Here is a 20,605-nt window from a genome sequence, read left to right as displayed (position 1 = left end):
GTCGTGCATTGCATTATGGAGTTAACGGTACCGCACAGGGGTTCGCTTGTCTTGACGTTGGGACCTCTACCGCGGGGTACCTTTACGTAATTGACTTTGGTGCAGCACGGTCGGTGCGACGGGAAGCTCAGCCATGCCAGCAAACCATTGCGACCAGTGGGTGCGTTGCGTATCCCAATAGTCTGGATCCGGTAGTGAGCTTGGCTCGTGCATATCCCAAGCATGGGTTGCCTGCACCGTGATGCCACGGGCGCCGGTGCGTCGGGTGGTGCCTTCGATCAGCAGTAATCGGGACGAGAACAGGCTATCTCCGGTGGCATGTTGTGCTTGGGCGAAAAAGGAAGTGTCGATAACGCCGGTGCTGTCGTCTACGGAAATGAAGACCACACGTTCTCCGGAACGCATAGGTGGGGTCTGGGTGGCAACGCGTACCCCCGCTATAAGTACCCGGGTGTGGTTGCGCAAGGTCAAGAGCTTGTCTGCCGTGGTGACACCGAGCGCATCTAAATACGGTTGGTGGGACTGCATCAGGTGTCCGGTAGCATCGATGGCCGTGAGATCTAGTTCGGTGCGAATGTTTTGTTCGGCGGTTGGTTGTGGGAAAAGCGCCGGAAGTGTTTCCAGTTCGGTGTCCCCCAGTGGCAGAGCTTGTTGACCGTCAACCTGTGTCCTGCCGGTGCGTAGGGTACGACCGGTACGGTCACGTTTGGTGGTGGAGTGCAGCAGCTCGAGGTGGTGGACGACATCTGTCCGGCTGAGACCGGTGGGCGGCAGCATACTGTCGAGTGCTCCGAGTTGGGCCAGGTTCTCAAAACTCTTTTTGCTCAACCGTGCCCGATCCCGGATATCTGCCAGACTGTCAAAAGGTTGGCCACGTATGATGCGTTGCATTTCTTTCTGAGTCAGCCCCAGCACGGTGTTGAGGGATAATCTGATGCCCCAGCCAAGTTGTTGCTTCTGTGTTGTGCCGGAGAGTCGTTCCAATCGCATTTCGGTCGTGGAGGTGTTGATGTCTACCGGCAGGATTTCAATCCCCATGCGACGAGCTTCGGCAACCATGAGACGTTGTGGGTACATGCCCGGATCATGTTCTAAGACTGCAGCCATAAATGCAGCGGGATGGTGGGTTTTTAGCCAGGCGGATTCAAAAGTGGGGATGGCAAATGCTGCACCGTGTGCTTTACAGAAGCCAAAGGAGCCAAACGCTGCCATGGTCTCCCAGACTTCGTCAATGACGGTAATGTCCCAATTGCGTTCCATGGCTTTGGCCCGAAAGATTGTTTCGACTTCTTCTTGAGCGGGTGACCCGAGACGTCGACGAAATTCATCTGCGGCAGCTAGCCCGCAACCGGTCATCTTATCGATGGTGCGCAACAGCTGTTCATGGAAAACGGTGACGCCGTGGGTTTCCTGAAGGAAGGGTTTTAGATCCGAGTGAGGGTAATGGGCCGGTGCCATGTGGTCGCGGACTTCTAAAAATGGGCGGACCATGTCGGATTTCATCGGGCCGGGCCGAAATAGTGAAATATCGATGATCAGGTCAGTAATGGATTCGGGTGCCAGTTTGCCAATGAGTTCCCGCTGGCCCGGTGATTCGATCTGGAAACAGCCTAGTGTGTGGGTCGTTTTGATCATCTCATAGGTTTGCGGATCGTCATGTGGCACATGCTCGAGATTAATGGTTTCACCGGTGGTCCGTTGTACCTCCTCAAGGGCATAGGCGATCGTGGATTGCATACGCACACCGAGAACATCCAGTTTTAGCATACCCATCGGGTCCATATCGTGTTTATCGAATTGGCTCATGGCCAGCCCCATACCGGAGGCTTCTACGGGGGTTCGGTCCAGCAGGGTCTGGTCTCCCAGAATGACACCGCAGGGGTGCATCGAAATGTGGCGTGGTAGCCGATCGAGTCGTTCAGTGAGATCCACTAAGAGGTCAAGTTGTTGGTCTCCGGATTTTCGGCTGTTTTGTACCTGCGCGGCGAAATTTTGCAGCTCCGGCATGTGGTCCATAGCTTGACGAAAATCGGCTGCTGAGAACCGCCATAATTTTTTGGCTAGCTGATCGACTTGTTGGCGTTCCAAACCGAGCGCGCGACCGGCATCGCGGACAGCTCCGCGTACCCGGTATCCGTTTTGCATACTCATCAGGGTGGTACGTTCAGCACCAAAACGGTCAAAAATCGCATGGTAGATCTCATGCCGACGAGCGGATTCCACGTCAATATCTATATCGGGCAGGGTGGAGCGGTCCTGCGATAAGAACCGCTCAAAGATGAGCTCGTGTTCGATTGGGTCAACATGTGAGATCCGGAGCGCATAGTTGACCAGTGAGGAGGCCCCCGATCCCCTGGCGGAGACTCGAACCTTACGGTCTTCGATCATCTGGACTACTTCTGAAACCGTCAAAAAGTAGCTAGAGAACCCAAGGTTCTCAATGATATTGAGCTCATGATCTAACCGGTTTAAAACCTCGTCGTACTGCGCCCCGTCGGGGTCCAGGTGAGCAAAACGTTGAGCCAATCCGCTGCGTGCTCGTTGAGATAAGACGGTATTGGGGTCGCCGTCGATGCCGATGACGTCGAACTCTGGGACGCGAGGTTGACCCCAACCAACGTCCTGGGCTGGATCCAGAGCGCAGGTTTCGGCCAATCGTTGGGTATGGTCTAAGAGTTTGTGAGCCGTAGACGTTCCGACTCCTGCTTCGCGCACAATTTCATGGGCCAGCGCATACATGGCACGACTGGGTTTTAACCAGCCCTGACCATTGGGCTGAATATCTGTCAGTGTATCAAGACTGCTGAGCGCACGGGCAGCATCAACCACATCTGCGGTTGCCGCTCCATCGGCGGTGGCATACCGGACTGCATTGGTCAGCACTGCAGGCAATTGGATTTCCGTGCTGGCTCGCAACATACGTACTGCCTGCGAGGTGGAGAGGCGTTCTGTTGGCAGCGACATATGTGACACGATTTCAACGTGCGCACTGCCTTTGGGTAAGGCTTTTTTCCAGAGTCGTAACCGTGTGCGGCCCAGCGTATATTTCCGCTGAACCATAAATGATCCCACGTCAGATTCTGGGCCCACCAGGACATGCAGGTTTTGACCCTGTGCGGCTTGAGCGAGCTGAGAAATAAGAATATAGGGTTTCTGGTCGGGACCTATCTGCCGGTGTGCTAACGAAATTAACCGCACTAATGCCTGATAGCCTGCACCCAGGTTTTCTGCTTGGCCGTACCCGACCGATGCCGCACTGGCAGCAAATATGGTGACCCTACCCGCGGATAAAGGTTGGCCATCGATGGTGGTTTGAGCGTCCCAAGCAACCGCGAGGTTGACCCCAACTACCGGAGCAATATTATGCGCCATGCATGCTTGAAGGTGCTTGGCCATACCGTAGAGCCCATCCCGATCGGTATACCCCAGTATTTGGGCACCATCGGCTGCCGCAACCGCAACCAGCTCTTCTGGCCAAGAAACACCGTAGTGAGCTGAGTATGCGGTTGTGACATGGAGATGGGCAAAAGGGCGTGCCATGGTTAGGCGGTTTCTTCCAACCGCATTGCATCATGCACCTGGACAAGCCGCCAACGGCCAGACTCGATGTGATGCGAAATATCGAGCGTCAGTATTGGAGCGTTTTGTGCTCTCGTGAGGCTAACTTGGACCCGCCAGACCTGATAATCGACCAGGCCGGGACCGTGCCCGAGTTCGGCACGATGTTCTTCAGCCCACCAGCGTCGACGAACATACCAGCGCTGGGGTTCAGCTTTGACCGTATAGGAACGTCCGCCGTAGAGCATGCGCAGTGGAATGCCTGCGGTAGTGCAGGTGACATGGATGGATTGTGTCAGTGTGCCCATTGAAAACTCCTTTGCTACGCCGAAAGAACTTTGCGTTTCTTTCGCCTTCAAAGCTTAGGAATCCGGATGGACATGATAAGCCCAACCAGTGCGCGTTATTATACCAGGGTGCCCTGTCCGCCGTTGGGGTCAAGGGGGTCGATGAGCTGCGAACCATTATTGTGCACGGAACCGACCATCGGATCTACCGGGTACATTTCCCACTCAGCAGCGACGTCATAGGCGCCAGCAACTACGGCATCAACCAGATGTGCCGCCTCATCTTTGGTGACTTCCCCTGCCGATAACCATTCCCGCATCATTGCGGTACTCATGGGCAACGGCAACCGATCATGCAAACCGGCAAGCTCATCCAAAATTTTTGGTTCCGAACCGGTCTCTGGCGAGGCCCCGGTCAGTATGGTGGTGGACAGTACCCACGGTGCGTCATTGTCGGCTGACGGATCTTTCCACCACTCATAGAGTCCGGCGAAGAAGATGGGGGAACCATCTTTTGGGGAGACGTAGTAGGGCTGTTTGCGTTCACCTTTGGTTTGTGGAGCTAACCATTCGTAGTACCCGTCCACGGGAATCGCGGCACGCCGAGACTTTACCGCGGCACGAAACGATGGTTTTTCTATCACGGTTTCCGCGCGTGCGTTAAATGTGCGCTGTCCAAAGGAAAGATCTTTGGCCCAGGCCGGGACGAGCCCCCACCGGGCCATGTACAGGTTACGTTGCCACTCGGTGCTGGCGTCTCGTGGGTTTTGAAAATGCTCGACAACCACGGGAATGTCTTTCGTCGGAGCAACATTGTAGTCGGGATGCAAGTCTTCAAAGTGCGCATTGTCCACTCCGGCGGCCGCCATGAGGTCGCCGATTGCCCGTGCCATTACAAATCGTCCACACATATCTCCAGTATGCCAGCACAGCGCCGCGTCGAGCGAGGGAACTTCAGCATGCAACCAACCATGGTCAACGAGGCTGAAAATATGGTCAGATAGTCTGTAACAGCCCACAGCTCCTGTGGGCTGACCTATGTATTTTGAAGGAGAAACTATGGCACATAAGGTTCAAGCCGCTGTTGTGCGGTCAAAAGACGCTCCAGTCACCATTGAGACGATCATCGTACCGAATCCTGGCCCCGGCGAAGTTGTTGTAGATGTTTCTACCTGCGGTGTCTGCCATACCGATTATTCATATGTTGAAGGTGGCGTCGGAGATAACTACCCGTATCTACTCGGCCATGAATCAACCGCTGTAGTTTCCGAAATCGGTGAAGGTGTGACCAATGTTGCCGTGGGTGACAAAGTCATTTTGAATTGGCGCGCTGTGTGTGGCGAATGCCGTGCGTGCAAGAAAGGCCAGCTGCAGTACTGTTTTGACACTCATAATGCCAAACAAAAAATGACGCTCGAGGACGGCACCGAACTAGAGGCAGCTCTAGGCATAGGGTCTTTTGCAGAAAAGACTCTGGTGGCAGCCGGACAGTGCACGAAAATTGACGCCGATCTTGAAGCACACCAGGATGCTGCGGTTGGGCTACTAGGTTGTGGCATTGTCGCCGGTATTGGTGCTGCTATTAACACCGGTGAACTCAAGCGTGGTGAATCCATGGCCGTCATCGGTTGCGGTGGTGTCGGAATGGCCGCCGTGCAGGGCGCCAAACTGGCCGGGGCAACGACGATTATCGCCGTTGACATCGACGATGCCAAGCTGGAACAGGCCAAAACCCTGGGGGCAACCCACACGATTAACTCGAAAAACCAAGACGCAGTCGACACTATTCGTGACTACACCGATGGTTTCGGTGCCGATCTCGTCGTAGAAGCTGTGGGCCATCCCGAAACCTATAAACAGGCTTTCTACGCCCGCGACCTTGCGGGACGTGTCGTGTTGGTCGGTGTACCGCATCCCGATATGAAACTGGAACTGCCATTCCAGGATGTCTTTAGCCGTGGCGGTTCTCTGAAGTCTGCTTGGTACGGTGACACGTTGCCATCCCGCGACTTCCCAATGTTGGTGGACCAGTACCTGATGGGTCGACTCGACCTCGATGCATTCGTCAGTGAACGCATCAGCTTGGACAACATTAACGAGGCCTTCGACAAAATGAACGCCGGCAAAGTTCTGCGTTCGGTCATCGAGCTGTAATTCGTCTCGATAATTCTATATCCACTGGGGCGTACTCCAACGAAGTGCACCCCAGTGGATTCCTTTAATGGGCCCAACTATGAGCCCAGATGCATGTCGAAGCTTGGTTAGCTAGGAAGGATGAGGTGTGGGCGGGGACCTTCCAAGCGTGCGACCGCAATCTTCACATCGTTGAGCTCTGTTTGAATGCCCCGCATCTGGGTGCCCATTTTCTGAAGCTGTTCACCCATGTTTTCGAATCGGTCATCGACCTTATTAAACCGAGTGTTTATACTGGCATCAACTTGGACAAACCGTTCATCAACCTTGTTAAATCGATCATCAACTTGGACAAACCGCGCATCCACTCTGTCGAACCGCGCATTCACATTCGCTTCAGTCTGGACAAACCACTCATCAACCTGGACAAATCGGTCATCCATCTGAGCGAACCGAGCATCCATCCGCCGAAGCATCCAGGCAAACCCAGCAAAAAGCCCACCGCCGATAGTGACCAATAAACTCGCGGCGGCAATGATGATCGCAAAAACTTCAACCGACATGTACATACCCTCCATTGTGCCCCATGGGTCATTGCGTATACCAGCGAATTTATGACACAAAGGCTCCATCACGGAAGGTCGTCACCGTTATATGTGGATAAATCCGCTTATGCCCAATGAAGGCTCAGAGGCTCTTCCGGATAAAAACGGCGATGAGCTAGGGTTGTTGTGGATGCTGTCATGATTGAACGCATGACGCTGAATGATACGAACATAGTCTTGGACAAGATGAACGCTGGCAAATGCATGCGTTCAGGTGGAGATGTAAATGGCTCAGATTGAAAACATTGTAACCTCGGGAACTTTCTCCCTCGATGGCGAAACCCACGACGTGGATAACAATGTCTACCTTGTTGGTGACGCTCAAAATGTCATCGTCATTGACCCGGCCCACGATGTGGAAAAAGTTCGTGAAGCAATTGGTGGCCGCAACGTGTCGGCTATATTGCTGACACACGGCCACGATGACCACATTTCCGAGGTCATCAAATTACGTGAAATGGTCGATGCACCGGTACTCATCCATAAGGAAGATCAGATGCTGTGGGACGCGACCCATCCAAATGAGCAGCCAGATGGCAACATCAATGATGGTGACACCTTCACCATCGGCAATGTTGAGTTGACCGCGATCCACACTCCAGGGCACTCCCCGGGGTGTGTGGTATTTCACGCACCGGAACTTGAGGGTGGGGTACTGTTCTCCGGCGACACGCTGTTCAATGGTGGCCCAGGGGCAACAGGTCGTTCCTATTCAAACTTTGATGTCATCATTGAGTCGATTCAGAACAAGCTCTTCACTCTGCCCGAACACACCAGAGTGCTCACGGGTCACGGTGATTCCACTGTCATCGGTGACGAAAAACCACACCTGGATGAATGGATCGAACGCGGCCACTAAAATGCCATAACCACATTGGGCTTCGCCACCTTCAAGATGGCGAAGCCCAATGTGGTTTAAGGAGCGTCTCAGTCGGCCAACCGTACGGTTTGCGACTGCTCGCAACGGCCGACGACCCCATCAGCGTCATACAGAATAGCTGAGGTAATGCCACCACCGGTTTCACCAATATTCGCTGAGATTGCAAAACCAAGCCACGCCCCAACAGGTTCGCGCAGGAAATGAATGGTCAGATCCACATTGGCGAAAAATACGTCGCCTCTGGAGGGTTCAGCAATTGGAGACAACCCATTGGCCGTGTCTGCGAGCCCCACAAGTTTTACGAACGGCGAGGGTGTTTCTCCCTCGATCATGTCAATATCAGTGGTAATCCATACTCGACCATGCCCCGGTGCATGATCGGAGAATGTGCGCGCTTGAATGGATCGGATGAATCCACCGGGCCAACGTCCGGTCATCTCGTCCCACGGTTCTGCATCTTCTACAGGCGGGAGTTCTGGATCATGGATATTGGCGATCCGAGTTGTATCTGACGCGATGACCTTCCAAGTTCGACCAACAAGTACCGCCCGCCCCTGAGCGTAGACAGTCGATTGGATGAGCTCGATTGTACGGCCAGGGCGCACAGTCTCGGTCACAACCTTGACTTCACCGGCGTGCAGTTTGCCGAGAATATCGAAACTGATGCGCGTGGTGATAAAATCTTCTCGCGGTTGGTATGCTTCCAATTCTGCGGCAACCAGCCCGGAGACCGGGGCCATGTGTAATTCGTCTTCTTGCCAGGCGCCTTGGGCGTGGATCGTCGATACGAAAAACGAGGTGCGCACATCTTCGGTCATTTCGATGGGTTTGGTCCGACGAAAATACGCAGTGTCTTCTGTTTGTGTTGCTTCCTGTGATGAGGTCATGAGCCTATCTTGCCAGATACTTACTCGAGTTGTGAGTTGTGGCACGGCTGTGTTTCACAGCATAAAACTGCAACGATCGATCATACCCCCGATGCTCACGGGTTAGGGGGCACTTGGATACGCCGGAGCGTTTCCGTCAGCCATCGCCCACGTGCCGAAGTCGCCGTCCAGTTCAGCGACGTTGAAACCCTGCCGACGCAGTGCCGAAGCTCCGACGGCTGCACGTCGTCCCGAAGCACAGTAGGCTACGATCGGTTGGTCCGCGGGCAGTTGATCGCTATGCCAGACGAGCCGACTCGCGGCAAGCTGGTGGGCACCCGGAATGTACCCTTCGTTGAGTTCGCTGATATTACGTACATCAAGCAAAAAGTAGTCCGACGAGGCATCCAGATCCTCGACGGTGATTGTCGCTACCCCGTCACCTAAGAGCCCGTCGAGAGTAGTCGTAAAACCTGTCATGGCATCGACGCCAACTCGAATGAAGTGGTCCCGGTATTTGCTCGCTTGTTCAGCATCAGAGGCTAAGACGATCAATTCACGGTGTTCTTGCTGCGGATTATAGGCCCATGCCATGTGGGTCGCGGCTTTACCTGCGTCTGGGATGGACAGCGCACCGGGCACTGAAGCCTCGTAGCGATCTTTATGTGGCCGGGTATCCACCAGGATCTTCTCGTCCTGTTCCAGCAACGGTGCTAATGTCTCTGGCGCGTACTCCACAAGATCAGGCAGCGGTCCCAAGATCGCGGGGCCGTCACGGTTTTCGATCTTCATACGACCAAAGTATGCATGCGCTTCAGGTTGGCCAGACAGCAGTTCAGCAATGAAGCCGTCCATGTCGTTGTCGCGCACGTACTTAGCCCACCAGGAGAAGTTTCGCTCATATCCAACAGTGGTTGTTGGTACGGCGCCAAGTGCACGACCACAGGCGGAACCCGCACCGTGGGCCGGAAGCACCTGAACGTAGTCCGGCAACGTCAAGAAATGTTCCTGGAGTGACGTAAAGAGCTGTTGTGCTCCCACAAAACGGGTATCTTCTCCCCCGGCAGCTGCATCGAGCAGATCTGGACGGCCAAGATCGCCAACGAAGACAAAGTCCCCACTGAGCATAAAGCCGGTTTCGGTGCTTTGGGCGCCATCAGTGACAAGAAAGACCATGTGTTCCGGGGTGTGCCCGGGCGTGTGGACTGCTTCAAGCGTGATATTTCCCAAGGAAATTTTATGGCCGTGTTTCATGCCGACAGCTTGCTGAAAACCGTCGCCGTAGCGCCAATCGGTTCCGCCTTCATCAGATACATACACATCGGCTTTGGTCGCGTTCGCTAATTCGAGGGTCCCGGATAGGTAATCCGCGTGGATGTGGGTTTCAGCGACGGCAACAATCTCCATCCCGTGCTGTGCGGCAAGATCAAGATACACCTGTATATCTCGACGCGGATCGACCACGATGGCGGTGTTTTCAGCCTGGCAGCCGATGAAATAACTGCCCTGAGCTAGGTCGGTGTCATAAACGTGTTCAAGTAGCATAGATTGTTCTGCTCCTACTTCTTTTCTTACCCAGTGTTAGCGCGAGAAGAGCCGTGCAAGAAAGCCCGGTTTTGCGGCACGCGCGGCTGCGATTTCTTGTTCGGTGTGCTGCCCGTTGCACCATTGGCCTGCCGGGACGGAGGCTTTGACCGTACTGACATGCTGGCCACAGCCCGCCCACGTCGTCATTTCACAGACATCACATTTCACTGGTCGACACATCGTTCTTCCCTCACTGGTATTACCTTGCATTACATATTATACCCCTTGGGGTATGCAAGAACTATACCCATGGGGGTATACTGAAGTCAATCGTATTTAAGAGATGGAGAACTTTATGGTGCAAATAACTGGGTTAGAGAGCGATCCTGAAGCCAAAAAGAAAATTATAAATCGGCTGCGTCGTGCTCACGGACAGTTGGCCGCGGTGATCGGTGCAGTCGAAGACGATGCTCATTGCGCAGAGATTGTTCAGCAGCTGTCTGCAGTATCGAAGGCCGTGGACCGCGCCGGATTCCTGGTCATTTCGTCAGCGCTACAGGAATGCATGGCAGAAGATGAGATTGATGACGACAATGTCGCACAATTGGAGAAGCTATTCTTATCCTTCGCCTAAGTTCCACCAACATATGCTTAGAAAGTTGCACGCATGTCGGCCCAACCGTGCAATGGTCTTCTTGCCTGTGCTCATCTGTTGTATGAGAAAGAAGGACGCAAAAGCCCCGGAACTGCAGAAATTCGCAATTCCGGGGCTTCCCTCAGTCCCGACGGGTGTTGAGTTACTTCAGCAACTTAGAAATCCCAATCGCTGTCTTCGGTTTCTTCTTTTGCACCGATGACGTATGAGGATCCCGAGCCGGAGAAGAAGTCGTGGTTCTCATCGGAGTTCGGGCTCAAGGCCGACAGGATAGCTGGGTTCACATCAGTGAGCGAATCCGGGAACATGGCTTCATAGCCCATGTTCATCAGCGCCTTATTCGCGTTATAGTGCAGGAACTTTTTGACATCTTCAGACAGTCCGAGTGGATCGTAGATGTCGTGGGTGTAGGCCACTTCGTTATCGTAGAGATCTTGGAGCATGTCGTAGGCGAACTCTTTGAGTTCTGCCGCACGTTCCGGGGTCTCGTTTTCCATGTTCCGCTGGTATTTGTAACCGATGTAATAGCCGTGAATTGCTTCGTCACGAATAATCAAGCGGATCAGGTCAGCGGTGTTGGTCAAGCGTGCCTGCGAAGACAGGTACATTGGCCAATAGAAACCGGAGTAAAACAGGAATGATTCCAGCATGACCGAAGCGATCTTGCGCTTCTGTGGGTCATCGCCCTCGTAGTGTTTGATGATCTCGTGCGCTTTGTACTGCAGTGTGGGCTCTTCGCGGGTCCAACGGAAGATACTATCGATCGCTTCGGTCGAAGCAAGTGTCGAGAAGATCGACGAGTAGGACTTGGCGTGGACGGCTTCCATGAACACGATGTTGGAGTACACTGCCTCTTCGTGCTGGGTCAACGAGTCCGGGATCAATGAGAGTGCACCCATGGTGCCCTGAATGGTGTCCAGTAGGGTGAGTCCGGCAAAGACCTTCATCGAGACTTCGCGTTCGTCATCGGTCAGGTTGCCCCAGGACTGGATGTCGTTCGACAGCGGCACCTTCTCTGGTAACCAGAAATTCGAGGTGAGACGATTCCAGACTTCAAGGTCCTTGTCATCTTCGATGTGGTTCCAGTTAATGGCGCTATAGGTGGGGATGCGCTGCGCTACTTCTTCAGGAGTCATGCAACTTCTTTCTACGGTTAAAACTTCGGCGCTGGTGGTCACATGAGAAAGTGTGCCGTCTGATTGGTATTCATACGGCACACCTCATGTTATTGCATTACAGCATGCAGGAGACGCAGCCTTCGATTTCGGTTCCTTCAAGTGCTAGCTGACGAACACGGACGTAGTAGAGGGTCTTGATGCCCTGGGTCCACGCGTAAATCTGGGCCTTGTTGACGTCACGAGTCGTGGCGGTGTCTTTGAAAAACAGCGTCAGGGACAGCCCCTGATCTACGTGCTGCGTAGCCGCGGCATAGGTGTCGACGATCTTCTTGTACCCAATTTCGTAGGCGTCTTCGAAGTATTCGAGGTTTTCGTTGTTCAAGTAGGGCGCTGGGTAGTAGACACGACCCAGGCGGCCTTCTTTACGAATCTCGACTTTGGAAGCAACCGGGTGGATCGACGAGGTCGAGTTGTTGATGTAGGAGATCGAACCGGTTGGCGGCACTGCCTGCAGGTTTTGGTTGTAGATACCGTGCTCCATGACAGAGGCTTTGAGTTCTTTCCAATCCTGCTGCGTTGGAATGTGGACATCAGCGTCGATGAAGAGCTTGGCTACCTTATCGGTGGCTGGCTTCCATGTTTGATCGGTGTACTTGTCGAAGAATTCACCGGATGCATATTTGGAGTCTTCAAATCCACCAAAGACTTGGTTACGTTCGATGGCGATCTTATTCGATGCCTTCAGCGCATGATAGACCACGGTGTAGAAGTACATGTTGGTAAAGTCGAGACCTTCTTCAGAACCGTAGTGGACCTGTTCACGTGCCAGGTAGCCGTGCAGGTTCATCTGGCCCAGGCCGATTGCGTGTGACTGGGAGTTGCCTTTTGCAATCGATGGAACAGAGGAAATATCTGATAGGTCAGAGACGGCGGTCAAAGCGCGTACTGCTGTTTCAATGGAGCCACCGAAGTCCGCGGAGTCCATAGTCTTAGCAATGTTCATCGAGCCCAGGTTGCACGAGATGTCTTTACCGGTGTGGTTATATGACAGGTCTGCATTGAACGTGGACGGTTCTGAAACCTGCAGGATCTCCGAGCAGAGGTTCGACATCGAAATGCGGCCTTTGATCGGGTTGGCTGCATTGACGTGATCTTCGAAGACCATGTACGGGTAACCGGATTCGAACTGGAGTTCGGCAACGGTCTGGAAGAAGTCACGCGGCTGCATCTTGGTCTTTTTGATCCGTGGATCATCGACCATCTCGTAGTACTTCTCAGTAACCGAGATTTCGCTGAACGGTACGCCGTAGACAGCCTCAACATCGTAGGGGCTGAACAGGTACATTGGCTCGTTTTTCTTGGCCAGTTCAAAGGTGATATCTGGAACGACGACACCGAGCGACAGCGTCTTAATACGGATCTTTTCGTCGGCGTTTTCGCGTTTGGTGTCCAAGAATGTAGAGATGTCTGGGTGGTGTGCGTTCAGGTAGACGGCACCGGCACCTTGACGTGCACCAAGCTGGTTGGCATACGAGAAGGAGTCTTCTAGCAGCTTCATAACAGGTACAACGCCGGAAGACTGGTTTTCAATCTTCTTAATTGGCGCGCCCTGTTCACGCAAGTTGGTGAGGTTCAGTGCGACACCACCACCGCGCTTGGAGAGCTGCAGTGAAGAGTTGATACCACGTGCAATGGATTCCATGTTGTCTTCCACACGTAGCAGGAAGCAGGAGACCAATTCCCCACGCTGGCTTTTGCCCGCATTAAGGAACGTTGGTGTAGCTGGCTGGAAGCGACCCAGGATGATTTCATCAACGAGCCGTGTTGCCATGTCCTGGTCACCACGGGCCAGGTAGAGAGCGTTCATGACCACACGGTCTTCGTAGCGTTCTAGGTAGCGTTCACCGTCGAAAGTTTTGAGCGCATAGGAAGTGTAGAACTTGAAGGCGCCTAAGAATGATGGGAAACGGAATTTGTGCGCATAGGCCTGATCGTAGAGATCGAAAACGAACTGGTCTGGGTATTGTTCGAACGTTGCTGGTTCGTAGTAGTCGTTATCAATGAGGTAGTCGATCTGTTCTTTCTTGCTGTGAAAGAACACAGTGTTCTTGTTGACGTGTTGCAAGAAGTATTGCCGTGCGGCAGCATGGTCAGCTTCGAACTGGATCTCGCCATCAGGACCGTAGAGATTCAAAATGGCGTTCAGTTCGTGGTATCCGAGGTTTTGCCATGCCTCAGGAAGCTTCTTAGCTGACTGAATCAGTTCTTCTTCAGTGAGTGTTGTTGCCAAAATGCATCCAATCCTTCACGAACTTTGGTCACATCGGTTGGTGTGCCCATCAGTTCGAATCTATACATAACCGGTACGTTGGTCTTTGCCGAGATAATGTCACCGGCAAGACAGTAGGCGTCATAAAAATTTGTATTGCCAGAAGCGACGACGCCTTGAATCAGCTCTCTGTTGTTTTGTACGTTCAGGAATTTAATAACCTGCTTAGGAACAACCCCTGGGCCCTTGCCCGCGCCATATGTCGGCAGCATTAAAACGAATGGCTCCAACGCATACAGTGTGGGCTCACGGGTGACTAATGGCAGTCGAGCCATGTATCCGTCTTCAAAACCCAACTTCTCTGCAAAACGGTGAGTATAACCAGATACCGAGGAAAAATAGATCAATTTCGCACTGGTCTGGAGCATATCCTGCGACTCCGGCGATTTTACATATGATCTATCCCGAACCTGGGTAGTCATTTTACCCCTGCCCTCTCAATACCTCTGTCGAAAATGCGTCCTATGCAACGGTCGACGCTGCAGAACCGGCTTCCTCCAAGTCCGAAATTTTATCCGGACGGAAACCTGACCAGTGGTCAGAGTCAGTCATGACAACCGGCGCCTGCATGTAACCAAGCGCGCGAACGCGCTCAAGAGCATCCATGTCCTGTGACATATCAATCACGTTGTACTCGATGCCTTTTTTATCCAGGGCACGCACGGTCGCGTTGCACTGAACACATGCTGGTTTGCTGTAAACGGTCACGGTCATGATCTATCTCCCTTTTGATCGGTACAGTAGTGCCGGTCTTTGCCGCACACTTCATAAACCAAGTTCATACGGCGTTGTTTTAAGTAAATTCTTGGTGAACACCTCATCGGCCTCAACCACAAAGCCAATACTACATCTAGGGATAGCCGGCGCCAAGCATAACTAGATGTAGTGCTTACAATCATGTGATTCACCCACAGGGTTCTCCACAAGATATCCCCTAGCAGTCCACAGGAGACAAAATTGATGCTTCGGCGTGCTGGTGCGGGTTTAATACAACAACTCGAAAGTTCTCCACATTCCCGTCGCATCAAGAAAAGCGGGCAATCCACAGAAAAATATTTTTCAACCCGGCGTGTTGCGCTCGGAAAACACCACTGATTGTGGCGTAAGTCAACAACTCCCACTACACGTTGTGGTGACCACCCCGTCCTCCACCTCATGATGCGCACACATGGCCTGCTCAGAGGAGCGTTTTGGACCGAGGGCATGATCAGCCTAACGGTGCTTCGTAGCCTGCATGCGGAACCAGGACTGCGCCTGATGCTCTCCGTGGCGTTGTTGAGAGGGCTAGGCTGCCAAGAACTAGGATCCATCAAGAGTCCGTGGAACAATGGTGTCTTGTGGAAGCTGAGTATTTGACCCAAGAAGCATCGTTTCGTCCCCATATTGGTTTTGACTCGCAAAAGTACATTCAGTTGCAGTCCCAATTTATTTCTCAGCGTCGCCAAGAGATTGGCAACAAGCTCTATTTGGAGATGGGCGGCAAACTCTTCGACGATCTTCACGCTTCTCGGGTCCTGCCCGGGTTCACCCCGAATAATAAGATCTCCATGCTGCAACAGCTCAAAGACGAGCTCGAGATCATGATGGTACTGAACGCCAAAGACTTGGAACACGAAAAGATCCGTGCCGACCTCGGCATCACATATCAAGATGAGGCGCTACGTCTCATTGATATTTTCCGTGACGAAGGATTCATGGTCGAACATCTCGTCATCACACAACTCTCCGCAGACTATTCCAACGCTCTAGCTTTCAGTGAGCGGATGCGGCGAGCTGGGTTGAAAGTGACGCACCACTATCCCACTAACGGGTATCCGACCGATACCGAAAAAATCATCTCTGCAGAGGGTTTTGGTCAAAACCAGTATGCCGAGACGACTCGCTCCCTTGTCGTGGTGACCGGTCCGGGGCCTGGTTCTGGCAAACTGTCGACGGCGTTATCGCAGATCTACCATGACTTTCAGCACGACATCCGGTCCGGCTACGCAAAATTTGAGACTTTCCCTATCTGGAATCTGCCGCTCCAGCATCCGGTCAATCAGGCCTATGAGGCCGCCACGGCAGATCTCGATGATAACAACATCATTGATCCGTATCATTTGGCGGCCTATCAGCGCCAAGCGGTCAGTTATAACCGCGATGTGGAAGCCTTCCCGTTACTCAAAGCAATGCTGGAAAAACTGTATGGGGAGTCCCCCTATAAGTCACCCACCGATATGGGTGTCAATATGGTGGGCCACTGCATTAGCGACGATGCGGTATGTGCCGAAGCAGCCAAACAAGAAATCATCCGCCGTTGGTATAAGGCCCGTGTCGAAGAACGTCGCATGGACACCACGGATCACACCGTGTCCTCACGTCTCGAAGTGATCATGACGCGTGTGGGGATCTCCAAGGATGACCGCGCAGTGGTGGCTCCTGCAGCCGAGGTTGCTGAACGCACGAACCAACCCGCCAGTGCAGTGCAATTGCCCGATGGCACCATCATTACCGGCAAGACGTCTCAACTGCTTGGATGTTCAGCCGCCATGCTCCTCAACGCGCTGAAACACATGGCTGGTCTCGACGACGACGTCCATCTGTTACGTCCACAAGCAATCGAGCCGATTCAGACGCTGAAAATCGATCACCTGGGTTCGATCAACCCGAGGCTGCACACAGATGAAGTGCTCATTGCTCTGTCTGTGTCTGCCGCTGAATCGGAAGATGCGCGCAAGGCCATCGCGAAGCTACAGCATCTTCGTGGTTGCGATGTGCACACCACGACCATTCTGGGCTCCGTCGACGAATCGATATTCCGCCAGCTGGGCATGCTCATCACAGCGGAACCGGAATACTGGCGGAAATCGCTGTATCACCGCTACTAAACACGCACTGCCTGGTGCCTACCACCTCATCGTTCATACCAGTAGCTGAAAAGCACGCTTCGCGGCGTAAAACCAGGGTGATAGCTTCAGACTGCTCAGCGCGAGCAGTACGATGACCGGGTAAAAGCTGTTCTACATTCAATCGGTCAGGCCGGTAGGAGGCATCGACCATGCAACAAGCCATGGCGCGCTTATGGCGAATCATCGAGCCCATTCGTCCACGGTTGTATCTAGGACTCGTCGTCACGATTGCGGCGTCAGTCGTGGGTTTGATGATCCCCCAGGTATTAGAAGTCCTGGTCAATAATCTCAATGCATCGCCGACCGCGGCAACAGTGTGGATCGCCGGCGGTGTAGTTATAGCGCTCGGACTGATCGAAGCCGTATTACTATTTCTTCGCCGGGTCTTCGCTATCGGGCCCTCGACGAACACCGAACGCCAAATGCGAGTGCGGTTTTACCAGCGGATTATCGATATGCCGGTGGCGTTCCACAACGACTGGGGTTCAGGACAATTATTGTCACGCGCCCAGCAAGACGTCACCCAGATCCGCCGTTGGATAGCTTTTGGCATGATCATGATGGTCTCCTCCGCGGCGACCGTGGTGGTCGGCATCGTCATGATGTCCAGCTCCTCCTGGACATTGGCGTTGGTGTTTATGACCGTCATCATTCCGATTGTGGTGTTGACCTACCGGTTCCAACAGGACTTCTCCGTACTGACGCGGCGCTCGCAGGATCTCAACGGCGAAATCTCCACTCGGGTCGAACAATCGGTACAGGGCATCCGTGTGCTGAAGGCCTTTGGTCGCAGCGAACACGCGCTGGAAAATTTCGAACTTGAAGCCGGCGCCCTGAGAGATAACGAAATTCGCAAAGCCAGGACGACCGCGCGCTTTGATATGTTCATGTTTGCTCTGCCCGAAATCATGTTGGGCATTTGTCTGTTGCTCGGGTTATTCCAGGTCAATGCGGGCAGTATGAACGTCGGTGAGTTAGCCAGTTATTTCGCCACCGCTACCCTGGTGGTCGGCCCTACTCGCATGTTGGGCATGCTTTTTGGTCAGGCAGTAAATACCACCACTGCCCTCGAGCGGTACTTCGAAGTCATGGATTCCGAAAACACCATCGTTTCGCCCGAACAGCCCGTACCTGCCGAAATCGAACGTGCCACGGGCGAACTCATCATGGAGGATGTACGGTTCCGCTTTCACGATGCCCCCGGCGACCAGCCGGACTTATTTCAAGGTGTGAACTTGCACATCCGTCCCGGGGAGACAATGGCACTGGTTGGTGTCACGGGCAATGGGAAATCCACGCTGCTGCAGCTCATCCCCCGTCTGTTTGATATCACCGGCGGCCGGATCACCATCGACGGTGTATCGGTGCACGATATGGACCTGGACGATCTTCGGAAGCTGACCGCATTCGCATTCGAGGACACCACGCTGTTTTCGTCCTCGGTGCGCGACAATGTGCTGCTTGGAGTCGACACAGCACTCCCGAGGAGCGAGCAAGACAACATCGCGTGGGAAGCGCTTGAGACGGCTGATGCCGGTTTTGTCGCGGATCTTCCAGACGGAATCAACACGCGTATCGGTGAAGAGGGTTTCTCCCTCTCGGGCGGGCAGCGTCAACGGCTCGCCTTGGCTCGGGCGATCGCTGCGAGGCCGTCACTGTTATTACTGGATGACCCGCTCTCGGCTTTAGACACGAAGACTGAAGAACGCGTGACCGCGCAACTGCACGAAGTCCTCAATAACACCACGACGTTCATTATCGCCCACCGCTCCTCCACGGTCGCACTTGCCGACCGGGTTGCGCTGTTGGATGATGGAAAAATCACCGCGGTAGGCACACACCAGGAATTGCTGCGCACCTCGCAGCGGTACCGGTATATTATGGCCAGCAAGCCCGCGCGAAGTGCTGAGGTGCAGGCATGAGCGCACCGGGGAGAACACGTGGTAGCTCCACTCGCTACCAACAAATGACCAAGGCCGAACGGCGGGCCTCACTGCGGTTACTCGGCACCTTGTTGAAGCCGTACACCTGGCAGTTAGTGGGACTGTCGACCATAGTGGTCTTGGCCCAGCTCGCATCGGTAGCAGGCCCTGCCATTATTGCCTGGGGTATTGATAACGGTATACCTGCCCTATTGGAGGGGCGTGCGACGCCGGCAATTGCAGCTTCGGTGGCACATATTGTGGCAGCGCTGGTGGCTGGCGGGCTGATGTATGTGTTTACCCGATGGAACATGACTATCGGTCAGAACATGCTATTTGGCCTTCGCAAACGCCTGTTTTTACACAGTCAACGCCTCGACATGAAATTCCATGAAACCTACGCTTCGGGGCGTACGGTCGCTCGGCAAACTTCCGATATGGACGCCCTGGCACAACTGCTGAACTCGGGACTCGACATTATGGTCGGCTCGGTGCTGCAGATGGTCTTCACTCTGACCCTCATTGTGACGATGGATGTGCCCTCCGGTGTTGTCATGGCGGGACTCTTGGTGCCTGCGACCATGCTCACGGTGTGGTTTCAGAAACGCTCGTCGGTGATCTATCGGCAGATTCAGACCAATTCTGCCCGGCTGATCTCACACTTTGTCGAAACCGTATCCGGTATTCGCGCGGTAAAATCCTATCGTCGACAGCAAGCCAACGGTGAACAGTATGAGCAGCTGGCCGAAGACCACCGTCAATCCGCGCTGCGTTCTATCCACCTGTTCGGTATTTATCAGCCCACCCTGCGCTGGCTTTCCTCCATCACAGTGGCCGCAGTACTCATGGTCGGTGGCTTCCGTGTTCTGGGTGAGGAGCTGCAAGTTGGTGTGTTGATCGCACTGGTGTTGTATGCTCGTCGGTTTTTCCAACCGATTGATGAAATTGCGAACTTCTACAACACGTTCCAATCTGCCGTTGCTGCACTCGAGAAAATCTCGGGGCTGATGGCAGAGAAATCATCGGTGACCGACCCCGAAGACCCGGTCGAGTTAGAAAATGTGCAAGGCGAGATCGTATTCGATCGTGCTGCATTCCGCTACGACGAAGACCTGCCGCTGGCATTGCGGCCAACCTCAATGCACGTGGCTGCGGGACAAACCGTTGCTATCGTCGGTTCCACCGGCGCAGGGAAGTCGACGATCGCCAAACTCATGGCACGTTTCTATGACGTAACCGATGGTTCCATCACCCTAGATGGAGTGGATCTGCAAGACATGAGCTTAGATACGCTGACCAACAATATTGTGATGGTCACGCAGGAGTCCTATCTGTTTTCCGGCTCGGTGGCCAACAACATTGCGATTGGCAACCCAGCAGCGACCCGCGAACAAATCGAGGCTGCTGCGGCCATCATTGGCGCGGATACGTTCATCAATGAATTGCCCGACGGATTTGATACGGATGTGCGGGCCCGCGGAGGACGGATGTCCGCAGGTCAACGCCAGCTCGTCTCCTTTGCTCGCGCCTTTCTTGCGGATCCTAACGTGTTGATTTTGGACGAAGCAACCTCGTCCTTAGATGCTCCGACGGAAGCCATGGTTCAAGAGGGCCTTGAAGAACTGTTGGGCAACCGAACGGCTTTTATTATTGCCCACCGGTTATCGACGGTGATGATTGCCGATAGAGTATTTGTAGTCGACGACGGCCAGATCGTAGAAGATGGCACGCCGGATGAACTCATCGCCGCCGGTGGCCAGTTTTCACAACTGCATCAGGCATGGCAAGATTCACTCAGCGACACCCAATAGTCCACACACCAACGCAGGAGCTCAAC

The 20,605-nt window shown here is 53.7% G+C and carries 17 protein-coding genes; 6 read left to right on the top strand and 11 right to left on the bottom strand.

Annotated features, from left to right (window positions below):
- Positions 1 to 66: 66 nt before the first annotated feature.
- From ACYVJT_RS00600 to ACYVJT_RS00590, 3 genes are all read right to left on the bottom strand, one after another.
- Positions 67 to 3,540 (bottom strand): DNA polymerase III subunit alpha, encoded by a 3,474-nt coding sequence (locus tag ACYVJT_RS00600; RefSeq protein ID WP_343959085.1) that lies wholly within the window; start codon positions 3,538 to 3,540, stop codon positions 67 to 69.
- Between the two features lie 2 nt (positions 3,541 to 3,542).
- Complete coding sequence (locus ACYVJT_RS00595) at positions 3,543 to 3,866, bottom strand: DUF6504 family protein (RefSeq protein WP_343959087.1); 324 nt, start codon at positions 3,864 to 3,866, stop codon at positions 3,543 to 3,545.
- A gap of 98 nt (positions 3,867 to 3,964) precedes the next feature.
- Positions 3,965 to 4,756 carry an SOS response-associated peptidase gene (locus ACYVJT_RS00590; RefSeq protein ID WP_343959089.1) on the bottom strand — a complete coding sequence of 264 codons (792 nt, stop codon included), beginning with the start codon at positions 4,754 to 4,756 and terminating at the stop codon, positions 3,965 to 3,967.
- 148 nt (positions 4,757 to 4,904) lie between these two features.
- Between ACYVJT_RS00590 and ACYVJT_RS00585 the strand changes: the two genes are divergently transcribed.
- Positions 4,905 to 5,999 (top strand): S-(hydroxymethyl)mycothiol dehydrogenase, encoded by a 1,095-nt coding sequence (locus tag ACYVJT_RS00585; protein WP_343959091.1) that lies wholly within the window; start codon positions 4,905 to 4,907, stop codon positions 5,997 to 5,999.
- 107 nt (positions 6,000 to 6,106) lie between these two features.
- On the opposite strand, the gene ACYVJT_RS00580 is transcribed toward ACYVJT_RS00585, so the two are convergent.
- Positions 6,107 to 6,541 (bottom strand): hypothetical protein, encoded by a 435-nt coding sequence (locus ACYVJT_RS00580; protein WP_343959093.1) that lies wholly within the window; start codon positions 6,539 to 6,541, stop codon positions 6,107 to 6,109.
- A gap of 268 nt (positions 6,542 to 6,809) precedes the next feature.
- Here ACYVJT_RS00580 and ACYVJT_RS00575 point away from each other — a divergent pair, with 268 nt between their 5' ends.
- Positions 6,810 to 7,442, top strand: coding sequence for an MBL fold metallo-hydrolase (locus ACYVJT_RS00575; RefSeq protein WP_343959095.1), 633 nt, complete (start codon positions 6,810 to 6,812; stop codon positions 7,440 to 7,442).
- 68 nt (positions 7,443 to 7,510) lie between these two features.
- Here ACYVJT_RS00575 and ACYVJT_RS00570 read toward each other — a convergent pair whose 3' ends face one another.
- The 3 genes from ACYVJT_RS00570 to ACYVJT_RS00560 all read right to left on the bottom strand — a co-directional run bounded on the left by ACYVJT_RS00570 (position 7,511) and on the right by ACYVJT_RS00560 (position 10,096).
- A complete protein-coding gene (locus ACYVJT_RS00570; protein WP_343959097.1) occupies positions 7,511 to 8,350 on the bottom strand; it encodes a thioesterase family protein in 840 nt (279 codons plus the stop codon).
- A 102-nt stretch (positions 8,351 to 8,452) separates the two neighbouring features.
- Entirely contained in the window at positions 8,453 to 9,874 is a 1,422-nt protein-coding gene (locus ACYVJT_RS00565) for an MBL fold metallo-hydrolase (RefSeq protein WP_343959099.1), read from the bottom strand.
- A 36-nt stretch (positions 9,875 to 9,910) separates the two neighbouring features.
- Positions 9,911 to 10,096, bottom strand: coding sequence for a DUF8730 family Cys-rich protein (locus tag ACYVJT_RS00560; protein ID WP_343959101.1), 186 nt, complete (start codon positions 10,094 to 10,096; stop codon positions 9,911 to 9,913).
- 115 nt (positions 10,097 to 10,211) lie between these two features.
- On the opposite strand from ACYVJT_RS00560, the gene ACYVJT_RS00555 reads away from it, so the two are divergent.
- Positions 10,212 to 10,490, top strand: coding sequence for a metal-sensitive transcriptional regulator (locus tag ACYVJT_RS00555; RefSeq protein ID WP_343959103.1), 279 nt, complete (start codon positions 10,212 to 10,214; stop codon positions 10,488 to 10,490).
- A 176-nt stretch (positions 10,491 to 10,666) separates the two neighbouring features.
- Here ACYVJT_RS00555 and nrdF read toward each other — a convergent pair whose 3' ends face one another.
- The 4 genes from nrdF to nrdH all read right to left on the bottom strand — a co-directional run bounded on the left by nrdF (position 10,667) and on the right by nrdH (position 14,672).
- The gene (gene nrdF / locus ACYVJT_RS00550; protein WP_343959105.1) at positions 10,667 to 11,647 is read right to left on the bottom strand and encodes a class 1b ribonucleoside-diphosphate reductase subunit beta; all 981 of its coding nucleotides are present in this window, start codon (positions 11,645 to 11,647) and stop codon (positions 10,667 to 10,669) included.
- A 97-nt stretch (positions 11,648 to 11,744) separates the two neighbouring features.
- Positions 11,745 to 13,889 carry a class 1b ribonucleoside-diphosphate reductase subunit alpha gene (gene nrdE, locus ACYVJT_RS00545; protein WP_343959318.1) on the bottom strand — a complete coding sequence of 715 codons (2,145 nt, stop codon included), beginning with the start codon at positions 13,887 to 13,889 and terminating at the stop codon, positions 11,745 to 11,747.
- Complete coding sequence (gene nrdI / locus ACYVJT_RS00540) at positions 13,889 to 14,380, bottom strand: class Ib ribonucleoside-diphosphate reductase assembly flavoprotein NrdI (RefSeq protein WP_343959107.1); 492 nt, start codon at positions 14,378 to 14,380, stop codon at positions 13,889 to 13,891. Before nrdI ends, nrdE begins: the two co-directional genes overlap by 1 nt.
- A 40-nt stretch (positions 14,381 to 14,420) precedes the next feature.
- On the bottom strand, positions 14,421 to 14,672 hold the full coding sequence (gene nrdH / locus ACYVJT_RS00535) for a glutaredoxin-like protein NrdH (protein ID WP_343959109.1): 252 nt from the start codon (positions 14,670 to 14,672) through the stop codon (positions 14,421 to 14,423).
- Positions 14,673 to 15,295: 623 nt separating this feature from the next.
- On the opposite strand from nrdH, the gene ACYVJT_RS00530 reads away from it, so the two are divergent.
- The 3 genes from ACYVJT_RS00530 to ACYVJT_RS00520 all read left to right on the top strand — a co-directional run bounded on the left by ACYVJT_RS00530 (position 15,296) and on the right by ACYVJT_RS00520 (position 20,579).
- Positions 15,296 to 16,825 carry a DUF1846 domain-containing protein gene (locus ACYVJT_RS00530; protein ID WP_343959111.1) on the top strand — a complete coding sequence of 510 codons (1,530 nt, stop codon included), beginning with the start codon at positions 15,296 to 15,298 and terminating at the stop codon, positions 16,823 to 16,825.
- A gap of 170 nt (positions 16,826 to 16,995) precedes the next feature.
- Positions 16,996 to 18,768 carry an ABC transporter ATP-binding protein gene (locus ACYVJT_RS00525; protein WP_343959113.1) on the top strand — a complete coding sequence of 591 codons (1,773 nt, stop codon included), beginning with the start codon at positions 16,996 to 16,998 and terminating at the stop codon, positions 18,766 to 18,768.
- A gap of 44 nt (positions 18,769 to 18,812) precedes the next feature.
- On the top strand, positions 18,813 to 20,579 hold the full coding sequence (locus ACYVJT_RS00520) for an ABC transporter ATP-binding protein (protein ID WP_343959115.1): 1,767 nt from the start codon (positions 18,813 to 18,815) through the stop codon (positions 20,577 to 20,579).
- The last annotated feature ends 26 nt before the right edge of the window (positions 20,580 to 20,605 follow it).

The sequence above is a fragment of the Yaniella soli genome, assembly GCF_054782375.1.
This window is presented reverse-complemented; position numbering and strand designations above follow the sequence as displayed.

Bases quoted from the DNA above. Each gene is read 5' to 3' on its own strand.
- ACYVJT_RS00585 (WP_343959091.1), top strand. From the start codon at position 4,905: ATGGCACATAAGGTTCAAGCCGCTGTTGTGCGGTCAAAAGACGCTCCA.
- ACYVJT_RS00600 (WP_343959085.1), bottom strand. From the start codon at position 3,540: ATGGCACGCCCTTTTGCCCATCTCCATGTCACAACCGCATACTCAGCT.
- ACYVJT_RS00560 (WP_343959101.1), bottom strand. From the start codon at position 10,096: ATGTGTCGACCAGTGAAATGTGATGTCTGTGAAATGACGACGTGGGCG.
- ACYVJT_RS00525 (WP_343959113.1), top strand. From the start codon at position 16,996: ATGCAACAAGCCATGGCGCGCTTATGGCGAATCATCGAGCCCATTCGT.
- ACYVJT_RS00555 (WP_343959103.1), top strand. From the start codon at position 10,212: ATGGTGCAAATAACTGGGTTAGAGAGCGATCCTGAAGCCAAAAAGAAA.
- ACYVJT_RS00590 (WP_343959089.1), bottom strand. From the start codon at position 4,756: ATGTGTGGACGATTTGTAATGGCACGGGCAATCGGCGACCTCATGGCG.
- ACYVJT_RS00580 (WP_343959093.1), bottom strand. From the start codon at position 6,541: ATGTCGGTTGAAGTTTTTGCGATCATCATTGCCGCCGCGAGTTTATTG.
- ACYVJT_RS00520 (WP_343959115.1), top strand. From the start codon at position 18,813: ATGACCAAGGCCGAACGGCGGGCCTCACTGCGGTTACTCGGCACCTTG.
- ACYVJT_RS00565 (WP_343959099.1), bottom strand. From the start codon at position 9,874: ATGCTACTTGAACACGTTTATGACACCGACCTAGCTCAGGGCAGTTAT.
- ACYVJT_RS00595 (WP_343959087.1), bottom strand. From the start codon at position 3,866: ATGGGCACACTGACACAATCCATCCATGTCACCTGCACTACCGCAGGC.
- nrdI (WP_343959107.1), bottom strand. From the start codon at position 14,380: ATGACTACCCAGGTTCGGGATAGATCATATGTAAAATCGCCGGAGTCG.
- ACYVJT_RS00570 (WP_343959097.1), bottom strand. From the start codon at position 8,350: ATGACCTCATCACAGGAAGCAACACAAACAGAAGACACTGCGTATTTT.
- ACYVJT_RS00575 (WP_343959095.1), top strand. From the start codon at position 6,810: ATGGCTCAGATTGAAAACATTGTAACCTCGGGAACTTTCTCCCTCGAT.
- nrdH (WP_343959109.1), bottom strand. From the start codon at position 14,672: ATGACCGTGACCGTTTACAGCAAACCAGCATGTGTTCAGTGCAACGCG.
- nrdF (WP_343959105.1), bottom strand. From the start codon at position 11,647: ATGACTCCTGAAGAAGTAGCGCAGCGCATCCCCACCTATAGCGCCATT.